The organism is Acinetobacter zhairuonensis (assembly GCF_022601715.1).
Lineage (GTDB): Bacteria > Pseudomonadota > Gammaproteobacteria > Pseudomonadales > Moraxellaceae > Acinetobacter.
Genome location: NZ_JAKVIM010000015.1, coordinates 20,372 through 37,136, shown reverse-complemented (window position 1 = coordinate 37,136; position 16,765 = coordinate 20,372). Strand labels below are relative to the sequence as shown.

Genomic DNA, 16,765 nt, shown 5'->3' with positions numbered 1-16,765 from the left:
GATAATCTATACGCTTATCACTGTATAAACTCAAACTTAAACGTGGCTTAAAATAAAAAAAGGACGCTGCTTTTGCACCGTCCTTTTGAATGGATTTTTTATCAAAAATTAGAATTTAAATTCTAAACCTGTTCCTACAACTGGTTGTTTAGTTTCAAAATCACCACGCTCAAGCGTTAAATAGCCACCGTAGCCATACAACTTCACTTGCTTGCTGAATGCGTAGTCTACGCCAGCCATAATTTGGTCAGCATCATAGTCATCCGAGTTATCATTGAAGCTAGTAGAGTTCGCGCTGTACTGTGCTTTGATGGTCCAAGCTTTTGCAGATGGAATGTTATATTCCGCACCCACTAACCAACCATCTGACTTATCAACATTCGCCGCAGCAACATCATTACCATTTTCGCCTTCTACTTCAGAAGTTTGGTAAAGCGCTTTTAATGCCAAGCTGTTGTCGAGCACATTTAAACGTCCGATTGCACGTAAAGTATTTGCTGCTGCAAATGCAGTGTTAGCCACACCGGCAGTAACTTCAGGGACAGATGCATTTGTCATACCACGACCAGCAAATGTCGTTGGTACTGCTTTGTCATAAGCGACACCCGCTACAAACATTGGGCTGTCATAAACTAATGAAGCTGACCAGGTATCCCCTAAACCACGACCACCTGCTTTAGAAGCACCATTACCTTTAGAAATACCACTGTGCTCACCAGTTGCAAGTAATGCATTAAATTTAATTGCACCTGTAGGTAATTTAACTGCTGGCGCTTCATAGACCACAACATTTGCCAGACGTACTTCACCCGTCATAATGCCAGTGATATCCGCTTTATTAGCAACGTAGTTATTGAAGGTATCCACAACACCAGAAAGTTGTTTTAAAGGCGTATCATGCGCACCAACTTTTACTGTACCTAATTTTGCATCTTTTAAACCCACGTAACGGTTACGTGCAGTCCAATCAGCGCTATCACCATCGGCATTGAAAGCCCACTCAGCAAGGTAGACAGCGCTTAAACGCTCATTTAATTTTTCATCGCCTTTAACACCAAGGTAAGAGCTGTTTGAACTGACTTCTACGACATCTTTGTCCGAAGTACCTGATGCATTATCTTCAGGTAAATAGTCCACACTCGCATCAATTTCACCATAAAAAGTTGGTGCCGCAAAAGTTGAACCCGCTAACAAACTTAAAGCAATCGCTGCTGCAATTTTGGTTTTCATTAATCATTTTCCTTGGTCTAAATTTTGTTACAAATATTACATTGCAGAGACATATTACAAAAGGATGAAATTTTTATTTATATATATGTTTTAATACTTTAGGCTAACTATATTCAAACAACTGAATTGTAATATTATTTTTCAACCTCCACCCATCGGAAAATTGTAACAAGGCAAAGAATTGCGATTAAAACAATCAAAAATAGATAACTTGCATAGCCTAAAACATCACCAATCAAACCACTCAAGCTATACAACACACCACTTACTGTTGCCATAACCGCAACCTGAAAAGTGAAATCAGTCGCAGCAAATTCTACTCGACTGTATTGCATCACCAAAGTCAACATCACCACCAGCAGCATGGCTGAAACTGCATCTTCAGCGGCATTAATGGCGTAAATCACCAAAGTTGGTACAGTATGTTGCTGTTCATATTGAGCAGCTAGCCAAGCATATGCTGCTAAAGAGATAATTTTTAACCCAGAGAACAACCACAATGCTTGCGAACGTCGCATGAATTTGAGCAATCCACCCGCCAAACCCGCCCCCAATAAAGCCGCTAATGCACCTAACATGGTGACATACACACCAATTTGACTAAAGCTCAAGCCCAAATCGACCATTAAAGGTTTGAGCAAAGGTCCTGCCAGTCCATCTGCCACTTTAAAGGTCAAGAGCACCCATAACCATCGCCATAAGATAGGATTACTACGGTAATACTTTAAATAATCCGCGATGGCTTTGCTTTTCTGTCGCCATGAGGTTGAAGGCCGATGCATCAACTGGTCTTGTACGGACTCCCGATATAACCAAACAGGCAGTGTATTGAGTAAGACCAATGCTGCCAACAGTAAAAAAGTTATCTGCCACTCAAATCCATCCAACAGCCAGAGCATGGCTCCACCACCCACAATAAAACCCAAACGAGAGCCAATCACTTGAATGGTATTGCCCCAGTGCTGCTGTTCGGATTTTAAAATGCGGACGGCCAGTCCATCGGTCGCAATATCCTGTGTTGCGCCAATAAAATTCAGACTGAGCAAGGTCATAAAAAACAGCAATAAATATTGCGGTTGGTCTAGCGCATGAATGGGTAAAAATGAAAGCACGACCAACACAGCAACGGTGAGTAACTGCATCGGAATAATCCAGCTCCGATAATGTCCGCGCTGTCGATTACCCACTCGATCGACCCAAGGTGCCCATAAAATTTTAATCGACCAAGGCAGCATCAACAGTCCAAAACCACCAATATGCGCCAGTGATACTCCTTCTGCACGAAGAATCACTGGAAGTGCATGCGTCATAAAACCTACAGGTAAACCTTGCGCCCAGTACAATGAAAACAGCAGTAAATAAATATTCTGCGCGATTGGCATACCTAGCAATCCTGTGATGTTGGACATGACACTCATGGGTGAGCATTTCTGCACATCCAAACGCACATTTTGCCAATGAAGCACAATTTCTGAAAGCGTAATATCAAGAAAAACCAAGAATATTTGTCAGGATGACAAGGCTATGTCTAAGCCGTATTTCCCCATTTTGCCACCGCACGTGCCCGCGCGAGGTAGCGCATTTTCCAAACAATTTTTCCGTCGCCTGTTTCTGGCGCAAGGCTGGTCTTTTGCAGGTGAATTTCCAGATTTGGCGAAAGCGGTTGCGATTATTTCTCCCCATACCTCCAATATGGATGCGTGGTATGGCTTTAGCGCATTATTAGGACTGGGCATACAAATTACCGTATTCGGTAAACATACCTTGTTTAAAACACCACTAAAACCCCTCTTGGAATGGGTGGGTGTCATACCTGTAAATCGCACGACTCCCCATGGGCTCACGGAGCAAATTATCCAGATTATTCAGAATAAAGAACAAATTTGGGTGGGTATGGCACCTGAAGGCACTCGAAAAAGTGCAGGCAGTATTAAAAGTGGGTTTTACCGAATTGCGGTAGGGGCACAAATTCCCATTGTGATGTTTGCCTTTGATTATGATCACAAAACCATTCGCTGTTTAGGTGTATTTCATCCCGGTGGCAATTATGAGCAGGATTTGCCACAAATTCTGGCACATTATGCAGGACAGTTTTCTGCCAAAAATCCAGCATGGTTGGCAAAACCGTTACAAACCCTCGTCAAAAAGTGACTAGAAATATGAGCCAAAATTTGATCTGATGTGCACAACTTTCATCCTGTTTAGAGTGCAATGACGCAATTACGTTTTTTCCAATATGGTTTAATTGGTTTACTCGGTTTTACCCTTGCGGGCTGTGATAAAACCGTCACCAAACCGCCTGTGACTACGCCTGTGAAGGCACGTGAACCTGTGATTGCAATTGCATTGGGTGGCGGTGGTGCCAAAGGTTTTGCGCATATTGGTGTGCTGAAAGTGCTTGAATCACATGGTATTAAGCCCAAAATTGTGACAGGAACCAGTGCAGGAAGCTTTGTTGGCAGTATTTATGCCAGTGGTAAAAGTCCCTATCAGCTTCAACAGCTTGCCTTACAATTACAAGAGTCTGATCTTCGTGACTTAACCTTGAACAGCCAAGGCATTATATTGGGACAAAAGTTACAGGACTACGTCAATAAAAATGTGGGTAATAAACCAATTGAAAAATTCCCGATTCGCTTCGCTGCAGTTGCAACACGTTTAGACAACGGCAAGAAAGCCGACTTTATTTTGGGTAATGCAGGTCAAGCTGTACGTGCTTCGTGCAGTATCCCAAATGTGTTTGTACCCACCACCATTCGTGGCACCAAATATGTTGATGGTGGCTTGGTCAGCCCGATTCCCGTTACTACTGCCAAAGCCATGGGTGCAGATATCGTAATTGCAGTTGATATTTCTGCACGTCCTGTAGGCAATAAGCCGCTGAATATGTGGGGCGTACTGGATCAAACCATTAATATTATGGGACAACAAAGTATCAATAATGAATTAAATCAGGCTAATGTGGTCATTCAACCCAAAGTCGGTCATGTGGGTACGCTCGACTTGAAAGCCAGCAATCAATCAATCCTTGAAGGTGAAAAAGCAGCGCAGCTAAAAATCACCGCCATTCAAGCAGCAATCACGAACTTCAAGAAGTCTCCTGCAGCCTTCAAACCCGCCCCTAAAGCAAAATTTTAAATACACACTTTTTTAATTTTCATCATCTTAGACATCTGTTACAGTGAATAGGGATGCTTTTCTCATCACTATTCACTAATACAATACACGAGTAGATGTATGGAATTTGTTTTTGAACCGTGGCACTGGTTTGTGCTCGGTGTTTTACTGATGCTGTCCGAATTAATCATTCCCGCTTTTGCTGCGTTATGGTTTGGTATTAGCGCAATTTTAGTGGGTATTTTATTTTGGCTTTTTCCAGCCCTTAGTTCGACAGCACAATTGGTGTTGTGGATTATCCTCTCCATTCTGTGTACCGTTGCCTGGTTTAAATTTATTAAACCACTTTCGATTGATAAAACCAAAGCTGGACTTTCACGCGAAGCCACCATTGGTCAGGTCGGTATGGTGATTCAGGTCAATATGGAACATGAGCAAATCCGCGTTCGATTTCCTATACCAATTTTAGGCTCAGATGAATGGAACTGCCGCACCCAATCCACGGTCAATGTGGGTGATCGGGTACGTGTGGTCGACATTTTGGGCAATGACCTTGTGGTGCAACCGCATCGTCCGAATAATGACAATCAATAAAAGCGAGTAAAACTATGTCTGCGGGATCTATTATTGTTATTGCGTTGCTGGCCTTTGTCGGCATCACAATTTTTAAAGGGGTACGTATTGTTCCCCAAGGCTACAAATGGATTGTACAACGTTTAGGTAAATACCATGTCACCTTAAGTCCTGGTCTCAACTTTGTCATTCCCTATATTGATGATGTGGCATATAAAGTGACCACCAAAGATATTGTGTTAGATATTCCATCTCAAGAAGTCATTACCCGTGACAACGCGGTATTGCTCATGAATGCGGTGGCATATATTAATTTAACCACACCAGAAAAAGCGGTGTACGGGATTGAGAATTATACTTGGGCGATTCAAAACCTTGTGCAAACCTCGTTACGTTCAATTGTGGGTGAAATGGATTTAGATGATGCTCTTTCTTCACGTGATCATATTAAAGCCAAACTCAAAGCAGCCATTTCGGATGATATTGCAGATTGGGGTATTACCTTAAAAACTGTTGAAATTCAGGATATTCAGCCTTCTCAAACCATGCAATCTGCCATGGAAGCCCAAGCTGCTGCGGAACGTCAACGTCGTGCGACAGTGACCAAAGCCGATGGTGAAAAACAAGCCGCCATTTTAGAAGCGGATGGTCGACTTGCAGCTTCACGTCGTGATGCCGAAGCACAAGTAGTCCTTGCAGAAGCTTCGCAACGCGCCATTGAAATGGTGACCTCAGCCGTTGGTGATAAAGAAATCCCTGTTGCATATCTATTGGGTGAGCAATATGTCAAAGCCATGCAGGAAATGGCGAAATCCAATAATGCCAAGACGGTGGTCTTGCCAGCAGATGTACTCAATACCATTCGTGGTGTCATGGGTCGTAACAAATAATCCGACGAGTGATATCCCTTTGTATTTCAGTAAAATAGGCAGTTTGTGACTGCCTATTCTACTTTTTAGAATAAAAAAAACAGAAAGCTTTGTGAATTTATGTTTAAATCTCGCGCTTATTTTCAGGATATTGTTTGCTTTTTGTAACTATTTAAACAAAAAGCGGAATTTCAGTTTGTGATTTAACTCCCAAGGATAAGCGTATGAGTTCACTGAATCCGACCTTAATCACTTTTTTCTTTTATATCATTGCCATGGTGTTTATTGGCTTGATGGCTTACCGTGCAACCAATAACTTTGACGATTACATCCTCGGTGGTCGTAGTTTAGGAAGTTTTGTAACTGCACTTTCGGCTGGTGCATCAGACATGAGTGGTTGGTTACTCATGGGCTTACCTGGTGCAATCTTCTTGTCTGGTCTTTCAGAAATGTGGATCGGTATCGGTTTGGTGATCGGTGCTTGGTTAAACTGGCTATTGGTGGCTGGACGTTTACGTGTTCACACTGAAGTACAGCATAATGCCTTAACCTTACCCGACTATTTTTCCAATCGTTTTAACGATCATAAGAAAGTCCTGCGTATTGTATCGGCTTGCGTGATTTTGATTTTCTTTGCCATCTACTGTGCTTCAGGCATGGTTGCAGGCGCGCGTTTGTTCGAAAGCATGTTTGGCATGTCTTACACAACTGCACTGTGGGTCAGTGCCATTGCAACGATTAGCTATGTGTTTATTGGTGGCTTCCTCGCTGTAAGCTGGACCGACACCATTCAAGCGACTTTGATGATTTTTGCTTTAATTCTAACGCCTATCGTTGCCCTGCTCAGCTTTAGCGATACGCAAGAATTAACCATGGCACTTGAAGCTGCTCGTCCTCAAGCCATGAACCTATTTGGTGATTTAAGCGTCGTTGCGATTATTTCACTAATGGCTTGGGGCTTAGGTTACTTTGGTCAACCACACATTTTAGTTCGCTTCATGGCAGCTGACTCGGTGAAATCTATTCCGAATGCACGTCGTATTGGTATGGCATGGATGATTTTCTGTCTTGCAGGTGCGGTTGCTGCAGGTTTCTTTGGTATTGCCTATTTCCACCAGCATCCTGAATATGCGGCTGCGGTAAATGCCAACCCTGAAACTGTATTCATGGAATTAACCAAAGTCCTGTTTAACCCTTGGGTTGCAGGTATCGTGCTTGCTGCAATTTTAGCAGCTGTTATGAGTACCTTAAGCTGTCAGCTTCTAGTGTGTTCAAGTACCTTAACTGAAGACTTTTACAAATCATTCTTACGCAAAAATGCGTCACAAAAAGAATTGGTTTGGGTTGGTCGTCTCATGGTACTAATGATTGCCTTATTAGCCATCTGGATGGCGGGTAATCCTGACGCCAAAGTCCTTGGTCTAGTGGCATACGCTTGGGCAGGTTTCGGCGCGGCTTTCGGTCCACTAATCATCTTGTCGTTATTCTGGAAGCGCATGACTTTAACAGGTGCACTTGCAGGTATGATTACAGGTGCAGTCATGGTAATTGTCTGGAAAAATGCTTTCGGTGCGACAGGTATTTATGAAATTATTCCAGGTTTCATCTGTGCAACCATTGCAATTGTCGTGTTCAGTCTATTCAGCAAAGCACCTGAAAAAGACATCACTGATCGTTTTGAACAAGCCGATGAGCTTTACAAAGCCTCTAAATAATTCTCGTAAAAAAACTCTATATCATCTTCAGGTGATATAGAGTTTTGCTTTAAGTGCATTCAGATTTAATCCATTCTGGATGTCCTTATAGTCCTGTTAAAAGGTTTACTTTTAGAACTGTCTTGCCAATAAGAACTGAGAGATTTGTTCTAGCTCTTGAGCCTGCCCTTCAAAAAACTGCAAAGCTGCAAAAGCTTGGTCATGCAAGGTTTGCGCATAAGCTTTGGCTTGCTCTAAGCCCATCAATGCAGGATAAGTCGACTTTTCGACTTGCTCATCTTTACCTGCCGTTTTACCGAGTTGTTCGGTATTGGCAATAATATCCAAGATGTCATCTTGTACTTGGAAAGCCAGACCAATGTTTTGCCCATATTGTCTTAATTGCGGAATCGCAGGGTCTGTACCAGTAAAAATGGTCACCGCTGCCATCATAATTGCTGCGGTAATTAAGGCACCTGTTTTATTACGATGAATATTTTCTAAAGCTTGCTGATCAATTTGCTTGCCTTCAGCCTGTAAATCCAATACCTGTCCACAGACCATTTTTGAAGAAGCGGTCGCCAGAATTTGCATTTGTTTAAGAATCACCGATTGATCAACCGCTTCGCCCTGATCAAACAAACGACTACCCAACACTTCAAATGCCATGGATTGCAGAATATCTCCTGCTAATAAGGCTGTGTCTTCACCATACGCCACATGACAGGTGGGCTGCCCACGGCGTAATTGATCATTGTCCATACATGGCAAATCATCATGTGCCAAGGAATAACAATGAATAAGCTCTACTGCGACCGCTGCACGACGGACTGCAGCCTGATTCTGATTTGGACGAATGGCTGCGGTCGCATAACACAAGGCTGGACGTACACGCTTACCACCAAGCATCACCGCATGATGCACCGCACTTTTTAACGGCTCAGGTAAAGAAAACGCCTGTAATGCAGCAAGAAGGTCTTGCTGAATCTGCTGTTGCGCTTGTTGCAAGGTATTATTTTGTACGTCGGTTAGAGATGACACATTTGCCTCGATATTTTTGCTATACAGCCCTAGTCTATTGCTGTACGACCATCAAAGTTCGGATTGCCCGTGATTGTACGCTAAATGCGATGTTCGCCATACACCTTACGATTATAATTTAATGCAAAGTTAATTTGACCTTTCTCTATTCAATCTACCGCTCGGTTCTTTTCAACATATACAGCCCTACAAATCAATCACACTGTTTAAATGACATTAAACAGCCCGCACAACTTGTAACGGAATAAAGTCTTTAAGTACAAGATTCCCCCTTACAGCATCGCTTATGGTCGGGATAGGAATAGCATGTGTAATGGTCTGTATAATAGACGCAGTTTTTACGACTACTCTTGGCACAATACAAGGCTTCATCGGCTAGCTCATACATACGACGGGCGAACATAAATTCTGAAGCATGGATCACTCCCACTGAAATAGAAAAATCATGCAGCGTTTGTCCACGGAAATGTTGACCTAAGACTTCAATCGCTGTTCGATACAGCTCGGCTTGTTTACATCCGTATTTCAAGGACTGATTGGGCAACAAAATCGCAAATTCTTCCCCACCCACACGATAAATATTCTGGGTAACTTCAATTGAACTCACATTGAGTAAAGTACGTGCCAAGGCTTTTAGCACATCATCCCCCAAACTATGCCCATAACGATCATTGAGCTGCTTAAAATTATCGACATCTAGCAGTAGTAAGGTCAGTTCAGTGGTTTCATTTTGGGTTATTCCATGCAAATAGTGTTTTAATTTCAAATCAAAAGCACGACGATTTGCCAAGCCGGTTAAATGGTCTTTTTCACTGATGCGTCTTAGCTCAAGATTTTTGGCTTCAAGTTGAATTTGACTGTGCTTTAAATCTGAAATATCTGAGCTACATAGAAGTACCGATTCTACTTCTCCACTCTCGGCATAATTTGGTTTTAACATTACCCAGTAATAGCGACCATAAAATTGATATTCAAAAGGTTCTACAGGCAGTCCCTGCTTAAATCGCAGCATCTTTTGAGCAAAGACCTGAAAACAGTCTTCTGAAAACTGCGATAAATGCTGGAACTGGATATGTTCGAGTGAAACAGCAAAGCTATCTGCAAAAAAATGATTGGCAAACAAAATTTCTCCCGTAGACGAGAGTAAAGCTGTTGCCATAGGCAGAGCGTTCAATACTTCATGAGCATCAATTTCAACTTTTTTTGGAATAGAATGAGCAACCATAATCCATACATTTTTTTAGGTTAAAGCTACGCAAAATGCTATCAAATTTTAAAACAGAAACTTTCTAATAAAATTAGAATAGTTTATGAATATAAAATATATATAAATTTAAGATTTACTTATTACTTAGTGTGCATTAGAAATAAAAAAAGCCCTTATCGATGAGATAAGAGCTTTTGAATGGAATAAATAGAAAGCTTATTTCAAACAATCTTCAGGTACACGCACCCAACCTTCCATCAAGACACGTGCACTACGGCTCATAATGGCTTTTTTCACTTGCCACTGACCATTTTCTAGAATTGCTTGCGCACCGACACGTAATGTCCCTGATGGATGTCCAAAACGAACCGCTTCACGTTCACCACCACCCGCAGCCAAGTTCACCAAGGTACCCGGAATTGCAGCCGCTGTACCAATAGCAACCGCTGCCGTACCCATCATGGCATGATGAAGTTTACCCATAGACAGAGCACGGACCAGTAAATCACTATCTAGCTCGGTAATCGCTTTTCCGCTCGAAGATACATAGGCTTTGGGCTTGGAGACAAAAGCAATTTTTGGGGTATGTTGGCGTGTCTCTGCTTCAGCAATGTCCTGAATCAACCCCATCTGTTTGGCACCATAGGCACGAATGGTTTCAAAACGCTTTAGAGCCTCGACATCACTATTGATCGCATCTTGCAGTTCTGTCCCTGTATAACCAATGTCTTCAGCATTTACGAAAATAGTTGGAATACCTGCATTAATAAATGTTGCAGGGAATGACCCAATGTCTGGAACTTCTAAAGTATCGACCAAATTACCTGTCGGGAACATGGCGCCACCATCTTCACCATCATCCGCCGGGTCTAAAAATTCAATTTGTACTTCCGCAGCAGGAAAAGTGACGCCATCCAATTCAAAATCACCGGTTTCTTGCACTTGACCGTGAGTGATGGGTACATGCGCAATAATGGTTTTTTGAATGTTGACCTGCCAAATACGCACAGTACAGATACCATCAGTAGGAATACGTGCGGCATCGACTAAGCCGTTCGAAATCGCAAATGAACCAACTGCAGCTGTTAAGTTACCGCAGTTGCCACTCCAGTCTACAAAAGGTTGATCAATCGAGACTTGCCCAAACAGATAATCCACATCATGATCTGCTTGGGTGCTCTTCGCCAAAATCACGGTTTTACTGGTACTCGAAGTCGCTCCCCCCATACCATCAATTTGCTTGGCATAAGGATCTGGGCTACCAATAACACGCAATAAAACTTGATCACGGATTTTACCTGCTACTTGTGCCGCCTCTGGTAAATCATCACGCTTAAAAAATACACCTTTGCTGGTGCCACCACGCATATAAGTCGCTGGAATTTTAATCTGTTGGGCGAAACTCATTGTTGTTCAATCCTTCCTGATTGGTTGTTTTGCGATATTTGATCAATTTAAACCTTATCCATCATACTGCTTTTTATGAAAAAAAATGGTCTTGCAGGACTTAAGTATAAAAAAACAACGCTTGATCATTTTTTTCACATCATTCAGAACGATAGAGTCATTTTTTAAATAAATCTAAACAATTGATTCATCATTCAATTTTATATGTAAAAAATAAAATACTCATAGTGAAATTATTTGACCGATCGTTCATCTACTAGGCTAAGTGTAATCAATCCTTTACAATCCTTACACATTCATCGTCGGGCTGAGAACTTTGAACAATAACTCTTCACAACTTCAGCGTGGCTTAAAGAACCGTCACATCCAACTTATCGCCATGGGTGGCGCAATTGGTACAGGCTTATTCTTAGGTTCCGCACAGGTTATTCAATCTGCAGGTCCATCCATCATTCTAGGTTATGCCATTGGTGGTTTAATTGCATTTTTGATTATGCGTCATTTAGGGGAAATGATTGTCCATGAACCGGTTGCTGGTTCATTCAGTCATTTTGCTTATCAATACTGGGGCAAATTCCCTGGCTTCCTAGCTGGTTGGAATTACTGGATTCTCTATATTTTAGTAGCCATGACCGAGCTAACTGCGGTTGCTAAATATATTAACTACTGGTGGCCTCATATTCCTGCTTGGGCTTCCGTCCTGTTCTTCTTTATTGTCATTACCTTAATTAACCTTGGCAATGTGAAGTTCTATGGCGAATCTGAATTCTGGCTGGCGATTATTAAAGTCGCTGCAGTCATTTCCATGATTGTCTTCGGTTTATTTTTAATCTTTACAGCAGATTCAACCTCTACCGCTTCTTTTAGCAATCTCTGGACTAATGGTGGATTCTTCCCGAATGGTTTTGACGGTTTATTCTATATGTTGGCATTCATCATGTTCGCCTTTGGGGGTATTGAACTGATCGGGATGGCAGCAGCAGAAGCAAAAGATCCACAAAAAACCATTCCAAAAGCCATTAACCAAGTCGTTTTGCGTGTTCTGATTTTCTATGTTGGCTCATTAACGATTCTGTTGTCTTTAGTGCCTTGGAATGCATTAGATTTAGGTGGTTTGGACAAAAGTCCATTCGTGATGATTTTTAGTCAAATGGGCATTCAATGGGCTGCACATTTACTCAATTTCATTATTTTAACTGCAGCATTGTCTGTTTATAACAGTGGCATGTACGCGAATAGCCGTATGTTGTTTGGTTTAGCTGAGCAAGGAAATGCGCCAAAAGTTTTCTTGAAAGTGAACAAACAAGGTGTGCCAATTCCTGCCGTGCTGTTCTCTGCATTGCTGATTTTCGGTTGCGTATTGTTGAACTACTTCGTACCTGAAGATGCACTAGGTCACTTAATGTATGTGGTTGTAGGCGCTTTGGTTCTCAACTGGGCAATGATTAGCTTGACACACTTAAAATTCCGTCAAGCCATGAAAGCAACTGCTACGCAAACCAAATTCCCTGCACTTTGGTCGCCGATGAGCAACTATTTAGTCCTGATTTTTATTGCACTTGTACTCTACATTATGTGGACGCAAGGCTTTAAAGAATCTGTACTAATGCTTCCAATCTGGATTGTACTAATGCTGGTCTTCTTTAAAATGATTAAACCAAGCAAAGAATAAGTTGCTTTTGCTTGCGTTAAAAAAGTTATTGTTTCGGCAATAACTTTTTTTTTGCTTTAAAATCAGTTACATTATTCACACTTTGCGCCCTTAGCTTAACTGGATAGAGCAGTTGCCTCCTAAGCGACCGACGTGGGTTCGAGTCCCGCAGGGCGCACCAAATTACAAGTAGATGCAACTACCATCAACAACCTAAAACCTTATTATATAGCCCTTTAAAGTATTTTATTGCCCCTAGCAACGACATTCAATAGAATAGAAATACCCCCATATTCGGGGTATAAATAGGGGTAACTCTCAATACTCCAAAAATTGATACCCCCATTCATTTTTAGATGTATCGAGGCAGGTCGGCTATGAGTAATTTGACTGATTTAAAAATCAGAAAGATCAAACCTACTGATAAGAATGTAAAGCATTCCGATGCGGGTGGTCTCTATCTAATGGTGACGCCTAAAGGCTCATACTATTGGCGTTACAAATACCGATTTGAGCAGAAAGAGTATGTTTTAGCATTAGGGGTATATCCTGAAGTTTCATTAGCAGATGCACGCTTAAAACACCTTGAAGCAAAAAAGCTTTTAAAGACTGGCATTAATCCAAGTGCAGATAAACAGTCCAAGAAACAAAAAATGAAACAAGAACAACCTTTCTCTGAAATTGTGCAGATATTTCTTCAAAATGAAGCAATCAAGCACAAAGGCTATAAATGGGAAATGCTTCGATTAAATAAAATTCTACGAGATTTTCCTGAACTAGCTAAAAAGCCAATCAATCAGATAGACCAATCCGACCTGATTAATTTCCGTAACAAACGAAGCTTAAAAATTCAAGGTACTTCGGTTAAGCGAGAAATGCAGTTATTAGGAAGTGTATTCCGCTATGCCATTCGTGAGCTGCGACTCATTGAATACAGCCCTCTTACTAATGTAACAAAACCTAAAGAAAACCCTCATAGAGAAATGCGAATAAGCCTAGATGATGTAAATACCCTACTCGATGCATTTCAATACACTACGGAAACGCCGTTAATTCTTAAGAAGCACCAAACAGCGTGGGCTTTTCTGTTTGCTCTTGAAACTTCAATGCGCTTAAGTGAAATCACAAACATGCGCTGGGAACATATCGCAGATGACTATGTGTTGCTTCCAAATACAAAGAATGGATCATCCCGAAAAGTACCACTCAATAAGAATGCTCTGGCTTTACTAGAAAGGGCAAAAGGTCTAGATAATGAAGTGGTATTAACGATTAGTGCTGATAGCTTATCTACCACTTTCCGAAAATATCGTGATACCACCCCATTAACGTATATTAATTTTCATGACACTCGCCATGAAGCATGTACAAAGTTTGCCCAGATAATGCCTATACAAGACTTAGCAAAGGTTACTGGTCATAAAGATTTGGCAATGCTAATGCGCTACTACAATCCAACGGCGAGTGAACTAGCACAACGCATGAATGAGAAATTAAATTTAGTTATGAGTTAAAACTTTCCGCAACAATCTATTACGATCAATGACCTAAAGTTTTGATATAACTTTAATCACTAAGCCTAGAGTAGCTCTCGATAAGTCGGATACCCAATCCGACTGGCTTAGTCTTTTCTATTTTGGGTATGCTGTGGGATGCAAAAATGAAAAAATTTTATTCATTAGAAGAGGTACTTTCTACTTCACAGAATACTCTTTCACTAAATGATATCAAACACTACTGCCGAACCGGGCAATTACATCCGTGTATCTACTTTGAGGGAAATTTAGTCTGTATTAGTGAAGAAAGATATCAAGATGATCCTAGCAAAATCGAACCAGTAGCCCATGTAGAACAAGTAAAATGGTCTATGATATTCAAAGGCTATATTCACTTCTCAAAATTAATTGATCATCTTGACCCTAGCCGTTCTGTAGATCCTGGCATCTTTTATAATGTAGACAAAATTGTTGAGTTCATTACTCAACCAATTACAGATGCTCAGTTAATCCATCTTGCAAAGAATGAATACCTAAAAGCGTTTCCAAGGATGCCTGATGATGACATCAGAGATATTCGCTGGTTACGAGAAGCTTATGACTTCAAAGGCAATTCATTTCATTCAACAGAGATCGTGTTTCATCATACTGAAATAGATTCATTATTTTCTCCAAAAATTGATGCCGATACGAAAAATACTGAATTCCCTATTTTTTATAAAAATGAATTTTTCAATCTTATTGAGGCTGCTTGTCTATTATCAAAAGATAATCCAGTTGAAGTTAACAATGCAGGTGATTTCAGTGAGCTTTCATTTAAGTTTCCCAAATTTATAGAAGCACACAATCTGATGCGATCAATTTATGAAGTAAGTAATCTAAAGGAGCTCGATTCTCCTCTATTTCTAGCCCATGATCTAAAACAATTATTAGCAAACAAGGGATATATTATCGCTGGTTTTAATGATGATATGGAGCAAGTAAATACCGAAACAGAACTTTATGAACTTAGAAAAGAAAATCTAAAATTAATTAATCAAAATGATAAATATTCTCAAGCCATTGAGGAGCTTATCAATGAGAGAAAATGGTTAGAAAGTAGAATTGAAGAAGAGTGTCTTCCGTTTACTAGTGATCATCCTGATTTTCCAATTGAATTATCTTTAGCAAATTTTATTTGGAAAGAAATATATGTAGAGAAGAAATTTCCTGACAGATTTTCTCACGAACGTGCCATCAATGAATACTTCAGGACAATGAATTTTAATGATATTCCATTAACCGACAAGTTAAAAGAGAGATTAAAGACAATAAGTACACCACTCAGACTGAAGCCAAAAGAATGGGATATTTTTAAAAATAATTTAAAAAATAATGGCAATGCTTTATTAAAAAATACTGAGGAGCACCCCTAAAGGGCACCCATTAATTTAGGGGGACAGGCTTCCCCACCCCCTATATACAAATGATTTGATTTAACTATCAAGCCAGTGCAAAGAACTGCAATGGGCATCCAATTCAGACAATGAATACGGTGGTTAAATCAATGACTTCAATTCATCATGAAAGATTTTTACGCATAAAGGATCTTGCAAATTTTCCAGCAAAAGATGCAACAACACATACTTATAAAAGTGGAATAAACAAAGGAAAAACCAAAAATATTAATGCTCGCCCTGCCTCTAACGGTTTAATCGGTGTATCTGATAAAACAATCTGGCAATGGGTGAAGCATGGTCGTTTTCCAGCCCCTATCAAACTATCTGACAGCGTAACTGTTTGGCGTTTATCTGATGTTCAAGCCTGGATGCAATCAAAAGGGTTGGAGGCTTAATAATGAACAAGCCTTTAAACTTTGGACATGAAACCCAAGAGCACTTAATTGAAATAAGTAATCGCTTTCACAATAGCAATAGACTAGCAGAAGCGACGACAACCTCATTGAATGTAGCAAAACATTTTGGCAAAAATCACCGAGACGTACTTCGTGCAGCAAAAAACCTCGAATGCTCCAATGAATTTAGAGAGCGCAATTTTGCGCAGTCGTCTTATGTGAATGAACAAGGTAAATCTCAACCAATGATTGAGATGACTAAAAATGGATTTGTGTTTTTAGTCATGGGCTTCACTGGTAAACAAGCTGCCCAATTCAAAGAAAGCTACATCAATGCCTTTGATGAAATGTCGGACTTTATCAAATCCCAGAACTTATCACTTATTTCTGAATTCAATAAAGCTGTCCTGCAATATGAACGCGCATCAGATGCTGCCAGTGAGGCAGGTCGCAATCTTGTTTTATTTGGCCGAAAAATCAAACCACTGGCTGCTGAAAAAGTTGCTGAGCTTGAACGCCAACTACAGCCGCTACTATTTGATGGGGAAAGCCTATGAATCTTCAAAAAAATTATGGGTTACAGCTTCTCAAAGCCAATATCTTAAGTTATAGTGAAACTGTTCAATGCAAAATCATTGAATCAGCT

General features: G+C 40.7%; 15 protein-coding genes and 1 tRNA gene. 11 read left to right on the top strand and 5 right to left on the bottom strand.

Features of this window, described 5'->3' with window-relative positions:
• Window positions 1-108: 108 nt before the first annotated feature.
• Complete coding sequence (locus MKI85_RS12420) at window positions 109-1,230, bottom strand: porin (protein ID WP_241628041.1); 1,122 nt, start codon at window positions 1,228-1,230, stop codon at window positions 109-111.
• A 134-nt stretch (window positions 1,231-1,364) separates the two neighbouring features.
• Complete coding sequence (locus MKI85_RS12415; RefSeq protein WP_413351231.1) at window positions 1,365-2,639, bottom strand: MFS transporter; 1,275 nt, start codon at window positions 2,637-2,639, stop codon at window positions 1,365-1,367.
• A gap of 115 nt (window positions 2,640-2,754) precedes the next feature.
• Here MKI85_RS12415 and MKI85_RS12410 point away from each other — a divergent pair, with 115 nt between their 5' ends.
• From MKI85_RS12410 to putP, 5 genes are all read left to right on the top strand, one after another.
• A complete protein-coding gene (locus MKI85_RS12410) occupies window positions 2,755-3,381 on the top strand; it encodes a 1-acyl-sn-glycerol-3-phosphate acyltransferase (protein WP_241628040.1) in 627 nt (208 codons plus the stop codon).
• Window positions 3,382-3,441: 60 nt separating this feature from the next.
• On the top strand, window positions 3,442-4,368 hold the full coding sequence (locus MKI85_RS12405) for a patatin-like phospholipase family protein (protein ID WP_241628039.1): 927 nt from the start codon (window positions 3,442-3,444) through the stop codon (window positions 4,366-4,368).
• Window positions 4,369-4,467: 99 nt separating this feature from the next.
• On the top strand, window positions 4,468-4,941 hold the full coding sequence (locus MKI85_RS12400) for an NfeD family protein (protein WP_241628038.1): 474 nt from the start codon (window positions 4,468-4,470) through the stop codon (window positions 4,939-4,941).
• Between the two features lie 14 nt (window positions 4,942-4,955).
• On the top strand, window positions 4,956-5,810 hold the full coding sequence (locus MKI85_RS12395) for an SPFH domain-containing protein (protein WP_241628037.1): 855 nt from the start codon (window positions 4,956-4,958) through the stop codon (window positions 5,808-5,810).
• A 203-nt stretch (window positions 5,811-6,013) separates the two neighbouring features.
• Window positions 6,014-7,504: a sodium/proline symporter PutP gene (gene putP, locus MKI85_RS12390; protein WP_241628036.1), complete on the top strand. Its 1,491-nt coding sequence runs from the start codon at window positions 6,014-6,016 to the stop codon at window positions 7,502-7,504.
• A gap of 111 nt (window positions 7,505-7,615) precedes the next feature.
• Here putP and MKI85_RS12385 read toward each other — a convergent pair whose 3' ends face one another.
• From MKI85_RS12385 to prpF, 3 genes are all read right to left on the bottom strand, one after another.
• Window positions 7,616-8,524: a polyprenyl synthetase family protein gene (locus MKI85_RS12385; RefSeq protein ID WP_241628035.1), complete on the bottom strand. Its 909-nt coding sequence runs from the start codon at window positions 8,522-8,524 to the stop codon at window positions 7,616-7,618.
• Between the two features lie 253 nt (window positions 8,525-8,777).
• The gene (locus MKI85_RS12380) at window positions 8,778-9,749 is read right to left on the bottom strand and encodes a GGDEF domain-containing protein (protein WP_241628034.1); all 972 of its coding nucleotides are present in this window, start codon (window positions 9,747-9,749) and stop codon (window positions 8,778-8,780) included.
• Between the two features lie 198 nt (window positions 9,750-9,947).
• Window positions 9,948-11,138 (bottom strand): 2-methylaconitate cis-trans isomerase PrpF, encoded by a 1,191-nt coding sequence (gene prpF, locus MKI85_RS12375; RefSeq protein WP_241628033.1) that lies wholly within the window; start codon window positions 11,136-11,138, stop codon window positions 9,948-9,950.
• A 316-nt stretch (window positions 11,139-11,454) separates the two neighbouring features.
• Here prpF and MKI85_RS12370 point away from each other — a divergent pair, with 316 nt between their 5' ends.
• The 6 genes from MKI85_RS12370 to MKI85_RS12345 all read left to right on the top strand — a co-directional run bounded on the left by MKI85_RS12370 (window position 11,455) and on the right by MKI85_RS12345 (window position 16,676).
• Entirely contained in the window at window positions 11,455-12,810 is a 1,356-nt protein-coding gene (locus tag MKI85_RS12370; RefSeq protein ID WP_241628032.1) for an amino acid permease, read from the top strand.
• Between the two features lie 84 nt (window positions 12,811-12,894).
• A tRNA-Arg gene (locus tag MKI85_RS12365) sits at window positions 12,895-12,970 on the top strand.
• 196 nt (window positions 12,971-13,166) lie between these two features.
• Window positions 13,167-14,303 (top strand): tyrosine-type recombinase/integrase, encoded by a 1,137-nt coding sequence (locus MKI85_RS12360; RefSeq protein WP_241628031.1) that lies wholly within the window; start codon window positions 13,167-13,169, stop codon window positions 14,301-14,303.
• 146 nt (window positions 14,304-14,449) lie between these two features.
• Window positions 14,450-15,700 (top strand): hypothetical protein, encoded by a 1,251-nt coding sequence (locus MKI85_RS12355; protein ID WP_241628030.1) that lies wholly within the window; start codon window positions 14,450-14,452, stop codon window positions 15,698-15,700.
• Window positions 15,701-15,831: 131 nt separating this feature from the next.
• Window positions 15,832-16,119, top strand: coding sequence for a helix-turn-helix transcriptional regulator (locus MKI85_RS12350; RefSeq protein ID WP_241628029.1), 288 nt, complete (start codon window positions 15,832-15,834; stop codon window positions 16,117-16,119).
• Window positions 16,120-16,121: 2 nt separating this feature from the next.
• Window positions 16,122-16,676 (top strand): Rha family transcriptional regulator, encoded by a 555-nt coding sequence (locus MKI85_RS12345; protein ID WP_241628028.1) that lies wholly within the window; start codon window positions 16,122-16,124, stop codon window positions 16,674-16,676.
• Window positions 16,677-16,765 lie beyond the last annotated feature (89 nt).